We start from the raw sequence: 22733 nt of genomic DNA on the forward strand, positions 1-22733 counted from the left end.
AAAGATACACGCTCCTGGCCGGGTCCTGCAAACAGCTTCCTGAAATTGCCGCATTGCCCTACAAACAGCCTTTGAATATATTTACTCCGTTTTCAAACTCCTCACCGGATTCATCGTAGCCGCCCTGATCCCCTGAAAACTCACCGTCAATACCGTTATCAGCAACGCTCCTCCACCTGCTGCCACAAACGCCCACCACGGCATATCTGTACGATATGTATACCTTGCCAGCCACGCCTGCATCCCCACATGTGCCAGTGGCATCGCTATCAAAAATGAAATCGCTACCAGTATAATAAACTCCCTCGACAACATCCCCCATAAATTAAATATAGAGGCCCCAAGTATCTTGCGTATCCCTAACTCCTTCGTACGCTGCTCCGCCATAAACGAAGCCATCCCAAACAATCCCAGGCAGGAAATAAATATCGCCAGCAATGCAAAGATCCCTGCCAGTTTTCCAACCCGCATCTCATCCTTAAACTTATCCGCATACTCCGCATTCGCAAATCTGTAATTCACAGGACTATCCGGATCATACTTCCTGCACACTTCCTCTATCAGCGCCACTGCCTCTACCGGACTACTCTTCGGGTTAATCCGTATATTGACATAATTATCCCTGAACCGGTCCTTGATATAAAATATTGTCGGTGCCACCGGCTCATAAGGATTTGCCATCACCATATCACGTACTACTCCTAATATCTTAAATTGATGATCCCCCCATGTAATAAACTGCCCCACAGGATCTTTCAGACTCATATATTCCACCGCACGCTGATTGATCACCAAACCATCAGAATCTGTCAGCATCCCGGCATCAAAATTACGCCCTGCTGTAAACTGCCAGCCCACCGCCTTTCCATAGCCAAAAGTCACCCCGATATTCGCAAAATCTACCGTCATATTAGGGTCTTTCCCCGTCCAGCGAATAGAACTCGTATTATTATTGACTGTCGTTGTAGCACTGGTGGAAAACGCGACTTCTTCGATCTTTCCAGATGCCATCAGCTCATGTCTGAACGCCTCAAAATGATTCGCAATTGCATCCGTTATCGTCGGCAATGTTACCAGGCCTTCTCTGTCATATCCCACTGGCCGGTTGCGCGCAAACTGAATCTGTTTAAACACCACGATCGTTCCAATGATTAACGTAACGGATACACTAAACTGCAACACCACCAGTACCTTCCTCGGCATAGCAGCCAGCTTGCCCGCCTTGTACGCACCTTTCAATACCTTCACCGGTTGAAAGGAAGATAAATAAAACGCCGGATAACTACCCGCTATCAACCCTGTCACTAATGTAAATGTCAACCCCACCACCCAAAACAAAGGATTCGTCCATGGCAGCACAATTTGTTTATCTGCCACCTCATTGAACGCCGGCAATAAAATCAACACGAAAACAATCGCCAGTATATAAGCAATCACTGTTACAAACAACGACTCTGTAAAAAACTGTGCAACCAGCTGATGCCGCAACGAACCTACTGATTTACGAATACCCACTTCCTTCGCCCGCTTCTCACTCCTCGCTGTACTCAGGTTCATAAAGTTTATACATGCCAGTAACAATACAAACACCCCGATGATGCCAAACAACCATACATACTGCAAACGATCACCCGTCGCCACACCATTCTTAAATTTTGAATACAGGTGCCACTTGCTCATAGGATGCAACAATATCTTAGGTGCATACGGTTTAATAAATGCATCCGCTTCTTTCATGGCCACATCCCCGATTTTTGCATTCACCATATTCATATCCACATGATCCGCTAGCTGTACGTACAATTGATAAGAATTATCCCCCCACTCATTTTTCGACCTGGGCTTTACCAGTGTGGGATTATTGACATAATACGCCCATGGCGCTATAAATGAAATACCGTTAAAAGTACTGTTATATGGAAAGTCTTCATACACGCCCGTCACTTTAAAACTCTGTTCATTATCCAGTTTCACCAATTGTCCCATCGGATCTGCATCTCCAAACAACGCTTTCGCCACCGTCTGTGACAACATCAACCCATTTGGGTCTGCCAGCCCTTTCTGATCGCCCCGCAGCATTTTCAGACTAAACATCTCTGGTGCTGACGCTTCCATAAAATTCCCGTTCTGCAACAACTTTTTTTCACCCACTGCCAGTATATGCCCCCAGTTCCAGGAACTCAGTGCCATATTCTTAAAATAGGTGCCATAATGCTCCTTCAATGCCGCTGGCAAAGGAATACTAATCGCCCTGCCGGTCTTCACCTCTCCATTAAATACCTGGCTCTTGTATACCTGTGCTATCTGTTCATAATGCTCCGGAAACTGGTCATAGGTAAACTCATCCCTGATCCATAATCCAATGAGCATCGCCACCGTCATCCCAACAGATAATCCGGCAATATTGATAAAGGAATGTACCTTGTTTTTAAACAGGTACCTGATAGCCATTTTTATGTAGTTCCTGTGCATAGTGTCGGGTTAAATGATTGCTGAGGAGGAAAAATCCTGCCAGAAAGATTGGTGCTCATTTTCAATTAATTATAAACAGGCCCCTGTCCGCTTTTGGAACACTGGTGTCCGGGTCCGGTCTGCGGCCGATGTAACTCCGATACCCAAAGTCACTTCAATCTCCAACCATCCTGTAAGCCACCTTTTGGATGCAAAGCCAGACCGAAACTATGAGCATGTTAACACCGCATTAACCTATCTGTATGCTCCTCCTCCTTATCTTCGATTCAACACCCTGTAGCATGAAAATAAATATCAGAAAAATCGGAAATGCCGGAGTTTGTGTAGAATTACCTATGCTCTCAGCCACCCCACTCGTCAGGTTATGGAAGGAACGCATGGTAACAGACCTGTTACTCACTGCCTTTTCAAACAGACCCGCCACCATCGTATCTGTTAATCCTGCTCCAGATGCTATCGGGTACGAATTTCCCTACCAGTTAGTCGTCTCGGGAGGCAACAGCTACCTCGTCAACATGATGGCAGGTTGCGACTACCATGACCTGGTGAAAATAGGAGAGAGCCCCGATATGACCATGGGATTACTAACTGTAGCAGCTGGTACGGACAATTATCAGTTTAAAACCTATTTCCCTCATACAGAAGATACCTTATTAAACGTTACAGATGAACTGTTTGTATGCAGTCCCGATGGCTACCGTGTATACTGGTTGAATCCAAACCGTGAGTACTCCGAAATCCTTGAAGCCATCAATGATATCGCCGCTTTTTATGAATTAGTTACTGCGTATTAAATTAGACTTCCTAACTATATCTAAATAAATGATATAATTATTAATTAATCATTAATAATTAAAAATATGCCTGTTTAAACAACAGATTCAAATTTTTTTTATAATTTCGGGTTGTTTGTAAGTAATTAACCTATTTCGTTAACCGCATTACCATATCAATTATTGAGAGAATGGCTTTATATACCCAAACCTCTGTATCAATAGGAGATGAACAATTCAGGCAATTTCATTCCGTTCACCTGAAACAGTCCATGACAGGGCATCACGCACTGGAAATCAAAATTGGCTTTGACTGGCTACTTAAATTAGGAAAAGATCCTGTCTCGTCCGGACAATCCTTTTTAGGTAAAGAAGTACGCATGACCGTCGAAAGCATGGAAGGTACCGGCAATGGTACACCACTGTCTTTTAATGGTATCGTCACCGCTGTAACTTTTGGAAAGGAAAGCAATGCGATCAACGGTCATTGCACCATTTACGCATCCAGCCCTACCATACTGCTCGATGGCAATCCTCACATGCAGTCCTTCGAAACACAGCACCTCGCCAACATTGTCAACACCGTATTGAAGACCAGCAGCGCCTTTCCCGGCTCTCCTGAAGTCAACCCGGCATACACAACCCAGCTCAAATACATTGTGCAGTACAAAGAAACCGGTTACCAGTTTCTCACCCGCTTATCACAGCGCTATGGCGAATGGTTTTTTTATAATGGACAACGCATCATATTCGGGAAAAATACCCCGCAAAAAGTAACACTGTATCACCAGGTAAACCTCGTTGATTTCACCATCTCACTCAGAACCGTACCGAATAATCAGGCCCTGAAAGCGCAGGAATATCGAAACTATTCAGATGTGGATTTCAACACCAATTCCATTTCCGCCGGTAACGTAGATAACTACACGCAAAACGCAAAAAGCGTGAGCGATAAACTCTACAACCGCGCCTTTACTTACAAGGTACCTCACGCTTTCAGCAGCAATGCAAAAGAAGAACTGGAAAATACCGGTAAGCGCCAGCAACAGGCTCAAATGGCCGGGATGGTGCGCATCAATGGCCGTAGTAAAAGCACTGCCCTGCGACTCGGCGATACCATCAGCATCCAGGAAAATATCTTCTCTACTGCCGATCATGGTGAATTCCTCCTTACTGCATTAGAACATTTCTGTGATGGCAACGGAGAATACTATAACCTCTTCGAAGGCATCCCTGCCGCCAGTGCCGCCCCTCCCATGGACATCGAAAACATTCCTTACTGCGAAGCACAAAGTGCGACCGTCGTGGAAAACTTCGACCCCAAAGGCCTGGGCCGTGTACGCGTACGCTTCAACTGGCAAAACGGTATGACCCCCTGGATCCGCCTCATTCAGCCTCATGGCGGCGGTGACAAAGGCTTCTACTTCCTGCCGGAAACAGGCGAAGAAGTATGGGTAGATTTTGAAGGTGGTAACCCCGAAGCCCCCTACATCACCGGTACCCTCTATAACGGTGGCGGCAAAGCTGATTATGGCGATACTGACAATAACGTAAAAGCCATCAGAACCCGCAGCGGTCATACCATCCGCCTCGATGATACCGCCGGCCAGGAATTCATCACCATCAACGACAAAGGTGGCAACACCATCGTTATGGATACCAATGGTCAGAACATCTCTATCTCTGCCTTACAAAATATCAAAATACAGGCCCGGAACATCAACATCATCGCTGTAGAAAGCGTAGACGTGACTGCCGGTACCTACCTGACCAACAGCGCGGGATACGACCTGACCGCCAGCGCAGGCATGAACATCATGCACAACGCCGGCGACAGCATGACCCAATACTCTGTTAATGACTATAAACTGAGTGCAACCAACATTACAAAGATTGCCTCAGAAAATATGGACGTGCAGGCAAAGAGTATTGAGAAAACCGCAGAACAGGTAAAAGTGGACAGCTCCAAAGAAGAGATGACCATCAACTCTGGTAAATCAGTCGCGATCAAAAGCGCAGAGAAATCCAAACTATTCTAGAGCCCCCTCATCTTTAATTGAAAAACCATGGGAGATAACAGTACGGGAAACCTCGTCATTGTCGCCAAAAACTATACTGAAAATGGTGAAAAAGTCCGCTGGAACAGTGTGGGTGAAACTGCCCTGCAATCCGGCAAACGGATCAACATCCACGGTAAACAGGACGGCGTTTCCTTTCACAAAAGTGACCCTGTTCAACTGAACGCCGGCACTACCATCAAAGTACTGAAAGTAGAAGGTCCCAAAAGCGTTGTAAATGGGAATACCTACGAATTCAAAGCCACCTCTTTTAGTGAACAGGTACCTGACAACCAGCTCCGGCTGGTAAGCTGGGCTTTTTCTTTCGATGGCGGCAAAACCATTACCCCTTTCAAAACCGGTACTACCCGCGTAGAGAAGGGTATCGCCTATAAATCTATCACCGTAGATGGCAATACCATCGATAAGGAAGTAAGTGTCTATGCCTTTTTCCGCAAACCGGATACTAAGGTGGTTGCCACTACGAAGATCATTTACCTGCCACTGGTGGTAGACGTATACCGCACCCCCGGCCTGAATGAAGACGGTACCGATATCGCCAACGATATGGCCTTTGGAAAAGGGGTGGCTAAACGCCCGGTATATACGAAAGGAGAGGTAGATGCGTATAAAAACTCCTATGTCAACGATGGCTTTGACGCACAAAAAGACGCGAAGTTCGCCAACGCCGCCAGCGGCACCACGTACAGTGCCATCTACAACCAACAGCAGATCCTCGATACCGGTTACCTGATGCAATTGTCCAACGCTTCCAGTAACGACGATGATTTGTTCCTCGACTTCAGAATTATGGTGGAAACTATGGCCAGGGGCGATCTGAACGACAATATCAAGGCCATGATCAATAAGTTCCAGAAGAATGAGGGTGGTGTATACGAAAATGCCAAACTCACCGCTGCTGCACAGGCCAATCCTTCTACCCAACGCTTTTGTACAGGCATTGAAGATGAAATGGCTGAGCGCATCAAAAAGGCTGGCGGGGAACTGATCACTATGGAAGATAAGAAAGTGTATGCAGGTACTGAAAGCGGCTATAAAACTTCTCATCCATACGGTCACCCATCGTACCCTTACAGCAGGGACTACAACCTGGTAAAAGGCCTGACTATTGCGGTCAATGACGTATGGAGTTACAAAGTGACCTTATTGAGTTTCAAACAAACCGGCGATACTTACAAAGCCCGCTACGAAGTGCAGCTTTGGGACCACTTTGGCCTCGATCTACCTGATATGGAAAAGTTCTACTCCTGGGGCGCTGGCTTCCGGGCATGGTTCCTGTTACAACACCTCAGGGGCTACAAACCATTCTTAACAAAAATGCAATTCACCAAAGAATTTTCCGGCAATATAAACGAGGGTGCGCAGGAAAGGAAAAATAAGCGATAATGAAGTATACTTTCATATTATTACTGAGTGCTGTTCTATTTGCCTGTACATCGACATCTACTGGCGTTCATGTAATATACCTGGACAAGCTGGATCATAAAGCAGAAGTGGAAGTAAACGGGCAGTATGGTCCCGGTTATTACCGTTACGCACTCATTGAGAATGCGCCCAACTCCGCAGACAGCCTCAAACAAATCATTCATCAATATTGTGATAGTGCAGTGAACAAAACTGATGTGGAAGCACATTACATCCGTTATTTCATACAGTTTTACCGTTTGTCTAAGAACACGAAAAGCTATATGAAAGGCAAAGAAGACTATTGGGATATTCATAACGATATCAATCAGGAGTTGGAAGACTACAAGGGAGAATACCGTTTTGAACGCTGTAGCACAGATTCTCTTCATGGGGTGTGGACGATGGAAGTCAACGGTAAAACCGATACGCTGGAAAATAAATGTACACAGTAATGGGCATCTTTAACTTATTTGGCAAGAGACCGCCCCGTGTGGAAATCCTGACCCCGGTGGATTATACCGTAAAAATACAATACCCGTCTGTACTGGCATTCACCATGACCGTAAGCCGTATGAAGGTGGAAGATGACCAGGGTATTTTCTTTCAGTTTGAGAGGGGAGAAGTAACTGTAAATGGAGAAGCTTCTTCCGATTATCTCGCCGCTGATCTGGCTGCAAAATGTGGCCAGGTAATCTATCCATTACAGCTGGGTGTAGCCACCGACGGTAGTATCACCCGGGTTTTTAACCATGCTGAAATAATGAAGAAATGGGAAGAAAAGGAACCATCTTTGCTGGATTACTTTTCCGGCCCTGAAGCGATCGAATATATCATAGCCACTGGCTGCGCCCTGCGGGATGAAGGCGCAGTACTGCACGCGATGCAACAGGACCTATTCCTCACCTGCTGGTGCAACGTGGCCATGGGTGGCAAACGTACTGCCTACCAGTTAGTACCCTTTAAGGAACCGGTTCCCTATGAACACGACATCCGGTTTACCATCAATAAACTGACTAAAATGATAGATACCATCCATGCTGAATGGACCTTTGAGCTGGATGGTACCCCTCGCCGTACCCAACTCACGGCTGTTTGTAATCCGATTAAAGAAACTGTAGTATGAGTGAAAAACACTTTGTAGTACAGGGAGCTACCTGCAAATGCGATTATGGTGCTTCCCCCGACAAGTTGAAAATATCCTCCAATGATCGTGACTATATCAACGATGGCAGCGGAGATGCTAAACCTATCGCCAGTACGAAAGATATCGGCCAGCCACTGGAAGCGAAAACCTTTGGTCGCTGTAACAAGGTGAATAGTGCCTGCAATGTGAACATCACAAAATGGGATAGTTTTTATAATAAGATCACCCTCACCAATGGTGGTAAGATCCTCACGGAAGATAGCAAGGCTACCTGCGCTGTGAGTGGTAATCCCTGCATCACCATCATCAACCACGGACAGGTGGCACAGGTAACCAGTGCACACTTCGATAATGTGGAAGTCTCTACCATGGCCGCCCTAAACCCAATGGCCGAGCCGCCGGACAATAAATTGCAGATCCCTAAGGTAAAATCTATCGAAGGGAAAGTAGCTGCTGCCGAAGCAGCTGTGCAGAGCGGGAAAAAAGTACCGGAACTGGTAACCCGTGTAGACGAAGACGTCACCTTCAAGGTAAAGGAATATTTCAATCCCGGTAATGCGGACAAGGCGAAGGTGAGCTGGAAAGTGTTCAAAGGATTCGGCTTTTCTGAGACAGGTACACTCGTCTTTGAAACCATCGGCCCCGATTTTAAAATGAACTTTGATACTGTAGGTGCTTACAGGGTAATGGCCTATGGCGCGAATGGCAATGGGGATCCGACCTGCTCTATCGACGTTACAGTTGCCGTGAACAAGCTGAAAAATGAATTCAGTATGGATGGATTACTGGGGCATTTTGTCAAAGACCAGTACCGTGTAAGAAGAGGGATGAACGTAACCGTCAGTGCTGTCTACGAAATAGATCCACCTACTCCCGAAGAAAAGCAACAGGTATCTATGCAGGTCACCGATATGGCAGGGAATGTCATTGCATCTGGTACGGACAAGGTCACGTTCAGGGTAGATAACTCTGCCGCTACCTACATCGTCACTGCAAAGATGGGTGAGCAGGTAGTGTCAAAAGAAATGAAATCTGAGGCGAATGGGGTTGTTGCCGTTACCAACGACCAGAATACGACCGTGATCAGGCCACGTACCACCATGACCTTCCAGGTGAGTAAGATGACCTACACCACACAGCCCGAAGATTTTGAAGTCGGCCAGATCAAATGGCAGCTGAATGGACGGGATGTAGGTACAGGTAAGTCCATCACACTGGATGGTAATCAGTACTTTGCCAACCCCGGTAAGTACGTGGTTGAAGCCTATGTATCTGTAGCAGATGCCTGGAATGCGAAGAAGAATGCACCCGCTGCCAGTGATCAGGCAGACGATTGGCGTTTTGAAGTGGCACTGAATACTATCACAGACATCAAAGAAGAAAACAACACGAAGAACTGGATAGTGGGTAAGAAATACAATGTAGTCGCTACTACCAGAATGCCTTACGATGCCTCGAAAGATGGACCCTTTACCTGGTCGCCGGCATTAGGCAAAGGCGATAAGATTGCTGGTGTATATGCGGCACAAAAAGGTAAATCATCTGTGACTGCTACATTGGGTGCATCCACAAAGTCACTGGAAGTAAATGCGGATTTTGCAAAAATAGACGCCTGGTATTTTGGTGATAAGGAAGGAAACTACAAAGCAAAGGCTGGTTGGAATGAGACACTCAAAATGATCATTAAGAGTGCCAATGCGGCCAATGAGGAGGTTGAATTACACATCCTGGAAGCTGATGAGCATTCAGCGCCAAATTACATAGCAGGGCCTAAAAAGGGCAAATTTGATGTAAATGGTGTACTGAGTATCGATGTCAATACAAATGACCTGAAGAGCAAGCTGAGTGAGTTATGGTTTGAAGGTGATGAGTACGATGTGTTTTTCGTGATGCTGCCTACCCAATCAGGACTACAGTTTGATGGTGTGAAGAAGGTAGCCTGCAAAGGAAAGGATTATATCTTCCCTGCCAAAGAAAGTAACATGCGGGGGAGTGAAACGGGCAAGTATGTCTACATCAGCAAACGCCCCGAAGTTGTGGATGTCAAGTACTTTGAATCCGGTGGCAACCTGGCTTACAGGGTCTATCAGTATGGCGAGAAAATTAATATTAAGATACAGACACTTAACCTCGCTGGCAAGGAACTGACGGTCGAATTCTGGGACAACCGGTATAAGCTGCCGGATGAGAAAATGAAGGTTGAAAAGAAGATAAAACCGGATAATACTGAACTTGTCACATTACAGCTGGATACCAATGAACTGAAGCATGCCAGCAAAGCGAGGAATGACGGGTATAGTGCTTTCTACCTGATTATTAAATCAGCTGAGGCAAAGACCTTCATGTATCCCAAAGAAGTTACAGACGATGGACAGCATTTTCCGAACCAGATCTATTTCTTCCAGCACCTGAAAATGTCTGATGCCCATGCCGGTGAATGGAGCCAGCTGGCAGATAAGAATGCACCGGCCGTATTAAAGAATGAACCGGCACAGACAGCACCCACTACTTCAGGATGCCCTAATTGTGCGGATAAGGTATCAGTAGACCAATTGAAGAAGATCTTTCCCCAGGCAAAAGCTGACGACCTGACGGCGATAGCGGCAAACTATACAAAGTATATGAAGGAACTGGGTATGGATACCTGCTGGAATAAAGCCCACTTCTTTGCACAGGTAAGAGGGGAGTCCGGCCCCGGCCTGGATATTACAGAGGATGAAAATTTCAACTACTGGTATGTACGACTGAGCCGGTTCAAAGCTTTCAGAACTGCGGAAGGAAAGAAAAAGGCAAAGGAACTGGGCCGTCAGACAGAGGAGAATGTAAATGGCCTGGATGAAGAAGGCGAAAAGAAGGTAGCTAATTATGCTTACGGACCAACGACCGAAAAAGGAATTGAATTAGGTAATACGGAGGAAGGAGATGGTTGGAAATTTCGTGGTATGGGGCCCCTGCAACTGACCGGAAGAGGAAACTATAAGGCAGCAAATATTTATACTAAAAAGGAAGGTGGCGATATCGAAACCACCCCTGACCTGCTCCGGACCAATGCAAAGATCTCCCTGCTGGCCTCTATGGCCTTCTGGAAAATATATAAAATCCAACATGTCGCCAATAAACAAAAGGATGAAGACGTGATCAGTGTGATCGTGGGTGCGGACCAGTCACTGCCGGGTGGTAAAACTGCCTATGGCGTGAAGAAAGAAGCATTTAAGAATACTGCTGAAGTATTCAAAGTGAATGAATGTAAGTATGGGGAAACGGTGCCCGAAAAAGATTGTAACAGGTATAAGATAGATGTCGATAATTTCACGGTCACTTATGAATATAAAAACCTGGCTTCGAAACAATACAGGTATGAGGTGATTGTAGATAAGAAGTCTGTGTACACAAAGTACATCAACTCAGAAGAAATGAAGAGTACCTTCAGAGGGAACAAGGTCGATATCCGCTTACTGCCATTCCCTGAAACAGGTCCGAACTGGGGCCGTTTTGGTACGAGAGATAAAGGCGGTGATAACTATGCTTCTCCTGAAATGGCGGCGCATTTACTGGGCTTTTTCTTCTGTCTGCCAGTGAAGGGATATTCCGACACACTTTACTATAACGATATTTCGGCGAATGATGCACGGAACATCGGGCATAGTTCTCACAGGGTAGGTGTTGACGTAGATATCCGTTATCCGGGTAGTCCCAATACCGCAGGCCAGGTCATATGGTCACAGGCTGCGCAGGCATTTCCAACTACTGCAGATTTTGTTGCGAAGCTGGAATTTTTATTAGAACTTGCTACGAAGTGGAATTATATAAATAACTACACGTACAAAGCTGGTATTAAACACTCAAGTGGAGACTATGCAGATGTGCACCAGGACCACTTTCATATAGGATTAAAATTTTCTGAATGAGAAACTTAATTATCATCTTAGGAATAATCGGTTGTACCAGTTGTCAGCAACAGGCGAAGCCCAAAGAGGCCACTGAACAGCAGACGGCGGATACGACAGTTAGTAATGAAAAGGAAGTGATTATGAATAATCCGGAATTAAAAAAACAGAGCGAGTTACAGAAGAACCTGAACGACGAAGGAGGTGGTACATATCAATATGCTGAAAAAGATATGAACATTGCACTACCGGTGATTGCAGAGATTCTGAAAACAAAGGGATATGTAACCCCTGCAAAGGAGGTGTTTCAAAAGAAACTGCATGAACTCTTTGCTGAGAATTTTAATGCAGGCGGCAATTGCCGGACTAAGGAACATGAGAAATTCACCATGCTCTATGAAGGTGGAAATATAGAGAATCCATTTCCCATGATGACAGATGATGTGGTCGCGTCAAAAGAGTTCAGCTTCATTTCGCATATCCCATTGATTTCATCACTGGGCACCTTTGTAGATGATGATCATTTTAAGATCGATACTAAGTATACGCAGAAACTGATTTCAAGAAATAAGTATTTTTTCAATGACAACAAGGCGGATCTGGCTATACTCCTGAATGAAGATACCTCTTTTTTAAAAGTACTGGTTACTTCTTATGGGTATACCAAAGATCAGAAAATAAATGACCTTGTGATGAATGAATACCTGAGAGCAGATGATGATGATGGGCTGGCAAAAGTAGCGACTATTATTTTTAGGAAAGATTGTAAGAATCAGCTGGTGATCAGGGAGGGATTGTTGAAATGGGTAGCGGATCATACGGATGGTAATGAGCATAGAATGATCAGCGCATTGTACGGCTATGTATTCAAACTATATGAGAATAAAAGCGATTTTAACCAGAATGAGAAGCGAAAGATCGCGGCTTATGTAGATAATGTTTTTATTCCTTTAAAGGAAAAATATGGTAGCAGCGGTGGCTGGCCAGCCACAGAATTGATCTTTAACCTGGAGGCGAGGGATAAGGAGATTATTGATTACCTGGAACAGCAAAATTTTTATAATTTAGCCGCTGTAAAGAATCTATATGGGGAATAGAATGATCTTATTGCTGCTTTGTTGCTTCCTGACCGGGAAAATCATAGCCCAGAACTTTGAAGGCGAAATCCGCTACCAAAACAAATTCGAAGGCAAAATGATCGCCGTTGAAATGATCGAAAAACTGGTAGGGAACGAGCTGGACTACTATATCAAAGAAGGGAAATATAAAAATTACTCCAACGGGTCCTACATGACCTACCAGGTCTATGACGACCAAACCAACCGGCTATACAACAAATTCCCTAAATCAGACACCCTCTTTTACTACGACGGTGCTGAAAATGCCGACAGCGTAACCCGCATTGAACACCTCAATAACGCCGATACCGTGCTCGGTTACCCCTGTGATGTAGTTATCATTACATCCAAAACCAGCATTTCCCGTTACGCCTATAGCAAAAAATTCCCCATGAACGCTGCCGCTTATAAAAAGCACGCCTACGCCAACTGGAATACATATGGGAATGCCACGCACGCTGTACCGCTAAAAATCACGGTAGACAGTAAATACTACAAATTTACCTCAACAGCCACCGCCATTACGCCCAAAAAACTGAGCGATCAGATTTTCACCATCGAAGGGCCTACGGCAAAAATGAAATAACCGTACTTTTGCGCTCTATGCGTAATTGGCTTTTATGGGGGGCATGGCTGCTACTGACCACTATTGCTAAAGGGCAGCAAGTAGTGCATATCGACAGCTCGTTGAATGAACACATATTTACCTATGCCCAGATCGAATTTCTGAACGACCCGCATGGCAATCTGAATATCCACGATGTGACTCAGCCTGCCATGCAGGCGCAATTCCGCGCCAGCCTGGAAAGTACACCTCAGAACCGACAACTGGGCGCCGTTTGTTGGTACCGTATCCGCATCGGACATAACCGGGAAGCCGATAAATACTATCTCCTCGAATTCTTCGACCAGACCATTGACGATATCACGGCCTACCTGCCTGATACGACCGGGGCTTTTAAAAAACTACAATTAGGTGCCAGATACCCTTTTGCCCAGCGATGGTTCCGGCATAAGAACTTCGAAATCCCCCTGGACAACTTCCGGCAGGACAGCGCCGTTTATTATTTCCGGATCCAATCCTCCCAAACGGCAGATATTATCATTGTACTCCGCTCCATCGACCGGTTTGTCAGTTACGCCCTCTCCGAATACCTCACTTTCGGCATTTTCTATGGCATGATCCTCATTTTCAGCTTTTACAACCTGATCATGTTCATCGCCATGCGCCAGCGCCAATACCTTTATTATGTATTATATGTAATGAGCGTAGCCCTGTACGAGCTTTGTACAGATGGTATCGCCTACCAGTGGCTCTGGCCCAACTGGCCACTCTGGAACCAGCAGGCGTTCGCCTGGCCATTGCTCACCATGAGTATTTTTGCTCTGCTGTTTACCAGTAGCTTATTACACTTAAAGGTCCGGCAGCCGTTTTTGTACCGCCTCATAAACGTAGTCATAGGACTCAGGTGCCTGTATTTCCTCGGCTGTCTGTTCATCAATCCTTACTGGTTCAATTATAAATTCATAGAACTATTACCCCTGGCGGTCGCATTCTACACAGGTATCCATGTATGGTCCAAAGGCTACCGGCCGGCCCGTTTCTTTGTATTGGGGTACGCTTTTCTCTTCGTGGGCTTTATGCTCAAGTTCTTTATCATGCTAGGGTATACCTGGCTGAATTTTGGCGCCATCAGCTATTATAGCCTGAGTTGCTGTTTTATATTGGAGATGTTTTTCCTCAGCTTCGCCGTAGGGGATAAAGTTCGCCTGTTAAAACGCAAAAGGGACAAAGCCCACCGCCAGATGATCCGCCAGATGACTGAAAATGCCCGTTTAAAAGATAACCTGAACAAGGAACTGGAAGCCCAGGTCAAAGCGAGAACCAAAGAGATCTCCGAACAGGCGGCAGAGATCTCCCGCATGAACGCCCTGTTGGAACTACACAATAAACAACTGCAAACAAATGTGGAAGAGGTCAGCCGCGCCCGCGCCCTCTCGACTTCCCTTGATTTTGAAGAATTTAGCAAAATCTACCCTGACAAGGAAAGCTGTCTCCAATTCCTGGCAGACCTGAAATGGACTGGTCCCTACCATTGCCGCAAGTGCGGGAATGATAATTTCTATCCCGGGCACCAGCCTTTTAGCCGCCGTTGTACCAAATGCAGCTACGAGGAATCCGCTACCGCGTACACCATTTACCAGAATATCCGTATTCCTATTAATAAAGCCTTCTATCTCACCTTTTTAGTTTATAGCAGCAAAGGAAAAATCTCTTCCCATAAACTGTCCGAGATCCTGGAAATCCGCCAAAGTACCTGCTGGTCTTACGCTTCCCGCATTACCAAAATGATGGAAGAAAGGAAAAAAGCCCTCAAAAATGCTAATGGACAGGGGTGGAGTTTATTGGTATTGGACGATAAGGAAGATGGTTGACCGCATCAACAAATTATTTTTAAATGGTATTAAACCGTATCAGTGGTTTCCTACCAGATATAAGGAAAATCGCCATGTAATCTGTCATTATCAAGCCTTTCGAAACGTATTACTCAACGGTACTGAAGCGTATCAAATATTTTATAACTAATTTAAATTCAGCCATTTACGATAAAATAATTTTGATTGGTACCTATAAATACCCTTAACTTTATCCTCATAAACGTTATGAAGCCAACTGATACAGTCGTATCCTTTTCCACTAAATCAAACTGACGTAACACACACATTATGAAAAAATGGGTAACATTCCTGACAACCTTCCTGGTAATGTTATGCTGCCAATTGTTCGCACAGGAAAACAGCAACATCAGGGGACAAATCAAAGACAGTAAAGGAAATGCCTTGCCTGGGGTCACCATCAGGGTCAAGGGCACCACTAAAGGAACCACCAGCCAGGGCGATGGTTCTTACAACCTGTCCGCTCCCGGCACCGCCACGTTAGAAATTTCTTATGTAGGCTATGCTTCCCAGGAGATCGCGGTAAACGGCCGTTCCGCAATTAACATCACCATGACAGATGGTAAAACTGACCTGGGCGAGGTAGTCGTGATCGGCTACGGTACCCAGAAGAAACAAGACGTTACATCTGCCATTACAACCGTATCTACCAAAGACATCTCCAGTCGTCCCATCGTGAGCGCGGTAGAAGCGATTACCGGTAAAGCACCGGGCGTACAGGTTTCTGTACCTTCCGGTCAGCCAGGTGGAGACCTCTCTGTAAGAGTGCGTGGTATCGGTAGTCCCAATGGCGGTGAACCACTCTATGTAGTAGATGGGGTACTGGCCAGCGATATCAAAACTATCGACCCGAATACCATCGAGTCCATCACTGTACTCAAGGACGCTTCTGCTGCCGGTATCTATGGTGCAGCCGGTTCTACTAACGGGGTGGTGATGATCACGACCAAACAAGGTAACAAGGGCACTACGAAAGTGGATGCTAATGTGTACACCGGTATGCAGCAGATCGTAAAGAAACTGCCGGTGCTCAACAACACCCAATGGGTAGACCTCATGACAGACATTCATGGTACTACGCCAAGTCTGCCTTCTTATTACAACCTGGACTCTACCAACAATAACTGGCAGGACATCATCTACCGCAAGGCCATGCAAACAGGCGCAAACGTGGGTATGTCCGGCGGTTCTGACAAAGGGACTTACTATTTCAACGTTGGTTACCTGAACCAGGATGGTATCATGGTGGGTTCCAACTTTAACCGTTATTCTGTAAAACTCAGCCTGGATCAGAAACCAAAAGAATGGCTGCGCATAGGTGGTAACGTGAGTTACAACCGCTCTTACCAGCGCTCCACTCCACAAAACGCTTCTACCCAGAACGGTGGTGCGGTAATTGCCGCCCTCGTAACTCCTGAATATATTCCTATTAAGATGCCTGCAGGCTCTCCGTACCCCGGCGTGTATGGTTACAGCAACTTCTTCTCCGGCGATAACCCATTGTCCGATATCTGGCAGTCTGAAAACAAGACCATTGCCAACAACCTGCTGGGCAATGTGTACACCGAAATTACGCTGCCATTCAATATCAAGTACCGTAGCCAGTTCAACGCCATCATGGAAAACTCCCGCTACGACTGGTTCCTGAATCCTTACACCAGTCTGTATGGTATCTCCCTCACCGGCGCCGGTCGTGAAAACACGTCCGAAGTGTTCCGCTACAGCTGGGATAATACCCTGACTTACGACAAGCATATTGGCAAACACGCCCTGAATGTAGTAGTCGGTACTTCAGCACTGGAAGAAAAGATTGCCACTAGCAGCCAGTATGGAACCGGGTTTGCTTCCGGTACCGTTACTACACTGAATGGTGCAAGTACAAATTATTCTATCAGCACAGGCAAATACGACTGGACCACGAATTCTTATTTCGGTCGCTTGATGTACTCTTATGCAGATCGCTACCTGTTCACCGCCACGCTGCGTGCAGATGGCTCCAGCCGTGTAGGTATCAATAACAGGTGGGGTACATTCCCTGCGGTATCCGTAGGTTGGAAAGTGAGCCAGGAGAAATTTATGGAGAACGTGACCTTCGTACAGAACCTGAAGATCCGTGCTGGTTATGGTTCAACTGGTAACCTGCCTCCATATACCATGCTGTATCCAACATACAGTTTGCTGAGTGCCGGTTCCGCTTATTCCTGGAGCTCCGGTGCGGCTAGTCCGGGTGTAAGCCCCAGCAGCCAGATTGGTAACCCTAACCTGCGTTGGGAAACTGCTAAGCAAACGAACATCGGTTTTGATGCAAGCTTCCTGCAATCAAAGATCACCTTCTCTGCAGATTATTACTACAAGAAAGTGGATGACATGATCTTTACCCAGCAGCTGCCACTCACCACTGGTGGTGCTACAACCGCTGTAAACCTGCCAGGGCACGACATCAATAAAGGGATAGAACTGAGTGCGAATGCGATCGTCGTTGACAAGAAAGACTGGGGTTGGGATGTAAGCGCGAATATCTCTTTCAACAGTAACAAGATCACCGGTATGGATTCTACCACCTCTTACCAGACTGGCGGTGTAAGCGTAGGCGGTAGTAAACAACCTATTTACACAGGTCTGATCAAGAATGGTTATTCCCTCGGTACCTTCTGGGGTTACAAAGCCATGGGCGTAGATCCGCAAACGGGCAACATGGTATACAGTGCCAACATGATGGACCTGGGCAATGCATTGCCAAAGTACACATACGGTATCAATTCTAATTTCCACTACAAGCAATTCTCACTGGATGTATTGTTCGACGGTGTACACGGCAACAAAGTGTACAATGAAACCCGTATGGAAATTGAAAACCTGACCGGCTACACGAACGAAAGCGCTTCCGTACTTCGTCGCTGGAAACAGGCGGGCGATGTAACAGACATTCCACGTGCAAAAGACAACGGTACTACCAATGCGACAGCGGCTGCATTACTGCAAAGCCAGATTGCGAGCAACTATGTGGAAGATGGTTCCTTCTTCCGTCTGCGTAGCGCTACCCTGGCTTACAATGTAGATGCATCTCTGCTGAAACGTATCGGTGTGGCTGGAGTGCGTGTATATGCCACCGCTCAGAACCTGTTCACCATCACCAACTACAAAGGATATTATCCTGAGATCAATGGTTTTGGTACAGGTACCAACAACCAGGCGACCAATGCCGGTTCCAGCGCGAGTCTGATGACACTGGGTGTAGATAATGGTACGTACCCTGCAGCAAAGACCTATACCCTGGGCCTGAATGTACAGTTCTAACCGCTTTAATCCTGGAAACATGAAAAAACAACTCTTATATACGCTTTCTTTCGCCATGGCATTTACTGCCTGCAAAAAGAGCTTTCTTGATAAAACACCTGAATCTGACCTGAGCACCGGTAGCTTTTATGCCTCTGCTACTGATGCGGAAGAGGGATTGACCGGTGCTTACCGCACCATGGCCAATGGTAACTTCTTCCAGTACGATAACCTGATGAATACAGATGGTCGTTCTGACAACTGCTATGTAAACGGTGATAACACTTCGGCAGAGCAACCATTGGAGATGTTTACCTATGTGGCGACAAATACCAATATCCAGCGTGACTGGCAGGAACTATACAACAATATCCGTGCAGTGAATGCTGTGCTGGATGCAGTACCCGGCCTGAATTCCGACGAATGGGCAGGTACCACCCGCAAAGCGCAGATACTGGGTGAAGCCCGTTTTCTGCGTGCCATGAACTACTACTGGTTAGTGACAGAGTGGGGCGATGTACCGCTGATTACATCAGAAGATAACGGTGGTGACTATTATCCTTCCCGTGCTACCAGCACCGAAGTATATGCACAGATCATCACAGACCTGGTGTATGCAGATAGTACTTTAAATACTACTCCTTATAATGGCGAGTATGGCCGTGCAACCCAAGGTGCTGCCGATGCCATGCTGGCAAAGACTTATGCGCAGATGGGGGACTATACTAACAGTCTCGTCTATGCGAATAAAGTGATCAGCAGCGGTACCTATTCATTAGTAGGTAACTATGCCAACTTATGGGGCGCTGCGAATAAGAACAACAGTGAAGCGATCCTGGAGATTCAGTATTCAGGTAGTACGTACAGCTTTTGGGGGGTGGAGATGTTTGCATACGTAGCATCCGATCAATGGGCAAAACGTAACATCGGTTCTTATGATCTGATTCAGGCATTCAAAGCTGCTGGCGATACGGCGGGAGCACGTTATACTGCCACGTTCAACTGGCAGATTGCCAATGCGAGTTTTAACAGTCCGGCAGCGGCCTGGGAATATACCGAAGCAATTCCGTTTATGAACAAATGGCCTGATCCAAGTGGCTGGAATAGTACTGATAATATTACCTTATTAAGATTGGGGGATATTATTTTATTGGCAGCAGAAGCAAATAACGAGTTAGGCAATACAGCCACCGCTATCACCTTGCTGAATCAGATCCGTACCCGTGCAGGTCTGGACAATACTACTGCGACTACGAAGACTGACCTGGCGACCGCCATCCTGAATGAAAGAAGACTGGAACTGGTGAACGAAGGTACCCGCTGGAATGACCTGATGCGTGCAGAGAAAAACGGGTATGTGAATGTGGTGACCCTCATGAACAGTCAGAAAGATGAATCCGGTACCACCATCAATTATGGGGTGAATACTGACAAGCATCAGTATTTGTTCCCGATACCGGAGCAGGACAGGTTGCTGAATAAGAATTTGACCCAGAATACAGGATATTAATCATTGTTTAACCTTTAAAAGGGGGCTATCTTCTCAGCGGGAATATGCTCAATTCCCGCTGAGAAATATATTCTATAGCGACTCTAAACACACAACAACATGGATTTTGGAAAACGTCTGCTGACAGTTGCATTGGTGGGTGGCATGATATGCCCGCTCACAAAGGTGCACGCGCAGAAAAAAACAAAAGCAGCACCACCTGCCAAAGTGGTAGCTTATGATTCCGGGACGATAAATGCAAGGGTAGAAGCTTTGCTGGCAAAGATGTCACTCGAAGAGAAGGTAGGGCAGATGGCCCAGATTACGCTGGACGTAGTTGGGAAAGGCCCTAACCGTTTTGCGAGCTTTGACCCGCTGGTGATCGATACGGCAGAGATGCAGAAAGCACTGGTGAAGTACAAGATTGGCTCCGTACTGAACACTGCAAATAATAAAGCCCTGACCCCGCAAAGATGGTGGGAGGTTGTCAGCTATATTCAGCAGGTATCAATGAAAGGCAACGCCCTGCAGATACCCGTGATCTTTGGCATTGACGCGATTCATGGTGCGACCTATACAGCAGGCGCCACCTTGTTCCCGCAGCAGATTGCACAGGCAGCTACCCGCAACAGGGCGCTGGTACGCAAAGGTGCAGAGATCACTGCGTACGAAACAAGGGCCAGTAATACCCCATGGGTATTTTCTCCGGTGCTGGATTTAGGTGGAGATCCCCGTTTTCCGCGTATATGGGAATCATTTGGTGAAGACCCTTACCTTGGTGCACAGATGGGACATGAAATCGTAAAAGGCTATGAAGGGGAGAAGAATGATGTGAATGATCCAACCCATGTAGCTGCGAGTATCAAGCACTTCTTAGGTTATCAGGCACCCGTATCCGGCAAGGACCGTACACCTGCGAACATCAGCAAACAACAGCTGTATGAATACCACCTGCCAGCTTTCAAAGCCGGGGTAGAAGCAGGAGCACATACCATTATGATCAACTCTGGTCAGATCAATGGTATACCTGTACATGCGAACTACGAAATTCTGACGAAATTACTGAAGGAAGAACTGGGCTTTAAAGGACTGGCGGTGACTGACTGGGCAGATATTGAAAACCTGTACCGTCGTGATCATATAGCAGGTAGCGATAAAGAGGCGATCATGCTGGCTATCAATGCTGGTATTGATATGTCCATGATTCCTTACAACTATGAACCATTCTGCGAAGGACTGGTTGAATTGGTGAAAGAAGGAAAGGTGCCACAGGCAAGAGTGGATGATGCAGTGCGTAGAATACTGCGTGTAAAGTTTGAACTGGGCCTCTTTGAGAAACCGGTTACTAACTACAAAGACTATCCTTTATTTGGTAGCAAAGAGTTTGAAAAAGCATCTTATGATGCAGCAGCAGAAGCGATTACGTTGCTGAAGAATGAAGGTAATGTATTGCCATTAACAAAGGGGGCTAAAATACTGGTCACTGGCCCGAACGCAAATGATATGCGTACACTGGATGGTGCGTGGAGCTATAGCTGGCAGGGAGAAAAGGTACCCCAGTTTACGGCTCAATACAATACCATCCTTGCCGCTTTGAAAAAGAAAGCAGGTGCAGAGAATGTAACTTACATTCCTGGTGTGAGCTACAAGGCTGATGGCAAGTGGTACGAAGAAGCGCCTGATCGGCTGGCAGATGCAGTCGCTGCTGCGCAACAGGCGGATGTGATAGTATTGTGTCTGGGTGAAAACTCATATGCTGAAAAACCGGGTGACCTGAATGACCTGTATATCGGCGATGACCAGACCAAACTGGCACAGCAACTGATTGCGACTGGTAAACCAGTAGTGTTGGTACTGACAGAAGGTCGTCCGCGTATCATCAGCAAGTTTGAGCAGGGAGTGAAAAGTGTGGTACTGGGTTATCTGCCCGGTAATTTTGGTGGCGATGCGATAGCAGATGTGTTGTATGGTGATGTGAATCCATCCGGTAAATTGCCGTATACGTATCCACGTTATCCAAATGCGCTGATAGGGTATATTCATAAGCCATCAGAAGAGCAGACAAAGGCAGAAGGGGTGTATAATTATGAAGCAGATTACAATCCGCAGTATACATTTGGTACAGGGTTGAGCTATACGACTTTTGAATACAGCAACCTTAAAGCTGAGGTGGCGAACCGTGTGGTGCGCGTAACAGTAGATGTGAAGAATACGGGTAGTAAAGCCGGTAAAGAAGCAGTAGAAGTGTATACATCTGATTTGGTAGCGACATTGATTTCGCCTGATGTGAAGAGACTGCGTGGGTTTGAGAAGATTTTGCTGCAGGCAGGGGAGAGTAAGACAGTGACATTTGATATTCCTGTAGAGCAGTTAGCATTTGCAGGTGTGGATGGCAAGCCGGTATTGGAGCCGGGTGATTTTGAAGTGCATGTGGCGAAGCTGACCGCGAAGTTTAAGTTATAAACTATGTGGTGGATTTGCCAGCAGGTTAGGTTATGATAAGTGTGGCTAAGCTGACCGCGAAGTTTAAGTTATAAACTATGTGGTGGATTGGCCAACAGGTTAGGTTATGATCAATGTGGTAAATTTGCCAACAGGCTAAGTTATAATTCATGTGGGGGCCGGTACGGCC

13 protein-coding genes are annotated in these 22733 nt (G+C 46.2%); 12 read left to right on the forward strand and 1 reads right to left on the reverse strand.

Annotated elements, in window-relative coordinates:
* Positions 1 to 81: 81 nt before the first annotated feature.
* A complete protein-coding gene (locus QQL36_RS23600) occupies positions 82 to 2472 on the reverse strand; it encodes an ABC transporter permease (RefSeq protein ID WP_321566977.1) in 2391 nt (796 codons plus the stop codon).
* A 281-nt stretch (positions 2473 to 2753) separates the two neighbouring features.
* Here QQL36_RS23600 and QQL36_RS23605 point away from each other — a divergent pair, with 281 nt between their 5' ends.
* From QQL36_RS23605 to QQL36_RS23660, 12 genes are all read left to right on the forward strand, one after another.
* Positions 2754 to 3266, forward strand: a complete 513-nt coding sequence (locus tag QQL36_RS23605) for a hypothetical protein (RefSeq protein ID WP_321566978.1) — start codon at positions 2754 to 2756, stop codon at positions 3264 to 3266.
* Positions 3267 to 3436: 170 nt separating this feature from the next.
* Positions 3437 to 5284 carry a type VI secretion system Vgr family protein gene (locus tag QQL36_RS23610; RefSeq protein ID WP_321566979.1) on the forward strand — a complete coding sequence of 616 codons (1848 nt, stop codon included), beginning with the start codon at positions 3437 to 3439 and terminating at the stop codon, positions 5282 to 5284.
* Positions 5285 to 5311: 27 nt separating this feature from the next.
* A complete protein-coding gene (locus QQL36_RS23615; RefSeq protein WP_321566980.1) occupies positions 5312 to 6709 on the forward strand; it encodes a DUF3289 family protein in 1398 nt (465 codons plus the stop codon).
* Positions 6709 to 7182 (forward strand): hypothetical protein, encoded by a 474-nt coding sequence (locus tag QQL36_RS23620; protein ID WP_321566981.1) that lies wholly within the window; start codon positions 6709 to 6711, stop codon positions 7180 to 7182. The genes QQL36_RS23615 and QQL36_RS23620 overlap by 1 nt, the downstream gene beginning before the upstream one ends.
* Positions 7182 to 7853, forward strand: a complete 672-nt coding sequence (locus QQL36_RS23625; RefSeq protein ID WP_321566982.1) for a hypothetical protein — start codon at positions 7182 to 7184, stop codon at positions 7851 to 7853. The genes QQL36_RS23620 and QQL36_RS23625 overlap by 1 nt, the downstream gene beginning before the upstream one ends.
* Positions 7850 to 11782 carry a PAAR-like protein gene (locus QQL36_RS23630; protein ID WP_321566983.1) on the forward strand — a complete coding sequence of 1311 codons (3933 nt, stop codon included), beginning with the start codon at positions 7850 to 7852 and terminating at the stop codon, positions 11780 to 11782. Before QQL36_RS23625 ends, QQL36_RS23630 begins: the two co-directional genes overlap by 4 nt.
* Positions 11779 to 12858 (forward strand): hypothetical protein, encoded by a 1080-nt coding sequence (locus QQL36_RS23635; RefSeq protein WP_321566984.1) that lies wholly within the window; start codon positions 11779 to 11781, stop codon positions 12856 to 12858. The genes QQL36_RS23630 and QQL36_RS23635 overlap by 4 nt, the downstream gene beginning before the upstream one ends.
* Positions 12848 to 13465 (forward strand): DUF4412 domain-containing protein, encoded by a 618-nt coding sequence (locus QQL36_RS23640; protein ID WP_321566985.1) that lies wholly within the window; start codon positions 12848 to 12850, stop codon positions 13463 to 13465. The genes QQL36_RS23635 and QQL36_RS23640 overlap by 11 nt, the downstream gene beginning before the upstream one ends.
* A gap of 17 nt (positions 13466 to 13482) precedes the next feature.
* The gene (locus tag QQL36_RS23645; protein ID WP_321566986.1) at positions 13483 to 15315 is read left to right on the forward strand and encodes a 7TM diverse intracellular signaling domain-containing protein; all 1833 of its coding nucleotides are present in this window, start codon (positions 13483 to 13485) and stop codon (positions 15313 to 15315) included.
* Positions 15316 to 15606: 291 nt separating this feature from the next.
* Positions 15607 to 18633 (forward strand): SusC/RagA family TonB-linked outer membrane protein, encoded by a 3027-nt coding sequence (locus QQL36_RS23650; protein ID WP_083723229.1) that lies wholly within the window; start codon positions 15607 to 15609, stop codon positions 18631 to 18633.
* 19 nt (positions 18634 to 18652) lie between these two features.
* On the forward strand, positions 18653 to 20122 hold the full coding sequence (locus QQL36_RS23655) for a RagB/SusD family nutrient uptake outer membrane protein (RefSeq protein WP_179091132.1): 1470 nt from the start codon (positions 18653 to 18655) through the stop codon (positions 20120 to 20122).
* Between the two features lie 99 nt (positions 20123 to 20221).
* Positions 20222 to 22564 (forward strand): glycoside hydrolase family 3 N-terminal domain-containing protein, encoded by a 2343-nt coding sequence (locus tag QQL36_RS23660; protein WP_321566987.1) that lies wholly within the window; start codon positions 20222 to 20224, stop codon positions 22562 to 22564.
* Positions 22565 to 22733 lie beyond the last annotated feature (169 nt).

Source organism: Chitinophaga sp. LS1, from assembly GCF_034274695.1.
Lineage (GTDB): Bacteria > Bacteroidota > Bacteroidia > Chitinophagales > Chitinophagaceae > Chitinophaga.

Excerpts from the sequence above, each read along its gene's own strand:
- QQL36_RS23600 (WP_321566977.1), bottom strand. The coding sequence starts at position 2,472 with ATGCACAGGAACTACATAAAAATGGCTATCAGGTACCTGTTTAAAAAC.
- QQL36_RS23605 (WP_321566978.1), top strand. The coding sequence starts at position 2,754 with ATGAAAATAAATATCAGAAAAATCGGAAATGCCGGAGTTTGTGTAGAA.
- QQL36_RS23610 (WP_321566979.1), top strand. The coding sequence starts at position 3,437 with ATGGCTTTATATACCCAAACCTCTGTATCAATAGGAGATGAACAATTC.
- QQL36_RS23615 (WP_321566980.1), top strand. The coding sequence starts at position 5,312 with ATGGGAGATAACAGTACGGGAAACCTCGTCATTGTCGCCAAAAACTAT.
- QQL36_RS23620 (WP_321566981.1), top strand. The coding sequence starts at position 6,709 with ATGAAGTATACTTTCATATTATTACTGAGTGCTGTTCTATTTGCCTGT.
- QQL36_RS23625 (WP_321566982.1), top strand. The coding sequence starts at position 7,182 with ATGGGCATCTTTAACTTATTTGGCAAGAGACCGCCCCGTGTGGAAATC.
- QQL36_RS23630 (WP_321566983.1), top strand. The coding sequence starts at position 7,850 with ATGAGTGAAAAACACTTTGTAGTACAGGGAGCTACCTGCAAATGCGAT.
- QQL36_RS23635 (WP_321566984.1), top strand. The coding sequence starts at position 11,779 with ATGAGAAACTTAATTATCATCTTAGGAATAATCGGTTGTACCAGTTGT.
- QQL36_RS23640 (WP_321566985.1), top strand. The coding sequence starts at position 12,848 with ATGGGGAATAGAATGATCTTATTGCTGCTTTGTTGCTTCCTGACCGGG.
- QQL36_RS23645 (WP_321566986.1), top strand. The coding sequence starts at position 13,483 with ATGCGTAATTGGCTTTTATGGGGGGCATGGCTGCTACTGACCACTATT.
- QQL36_RS23650 (WP_083723229.1), top strand. The coding sequence starts at position 15,607 with ATGAAAAAATGGGTAACATTCCTGACAACCTTCCTGGTAATGTTATGC.
- QQL36_RS23655 (WP_179091132.1), top strand. The coding sequence starts at position 18,653 with ATGAAAAAACAACTCTTATATACGCTTTCTTTCGCCATGGCATTTACT.
- QQL36_RS23660 (WP_321566987.1), top strand. The coding sequence starts at position 20,222 with ATGGATTTTGGAAAACGTCTGCTGACAGTTGCATTGGTGGGTGGCATG.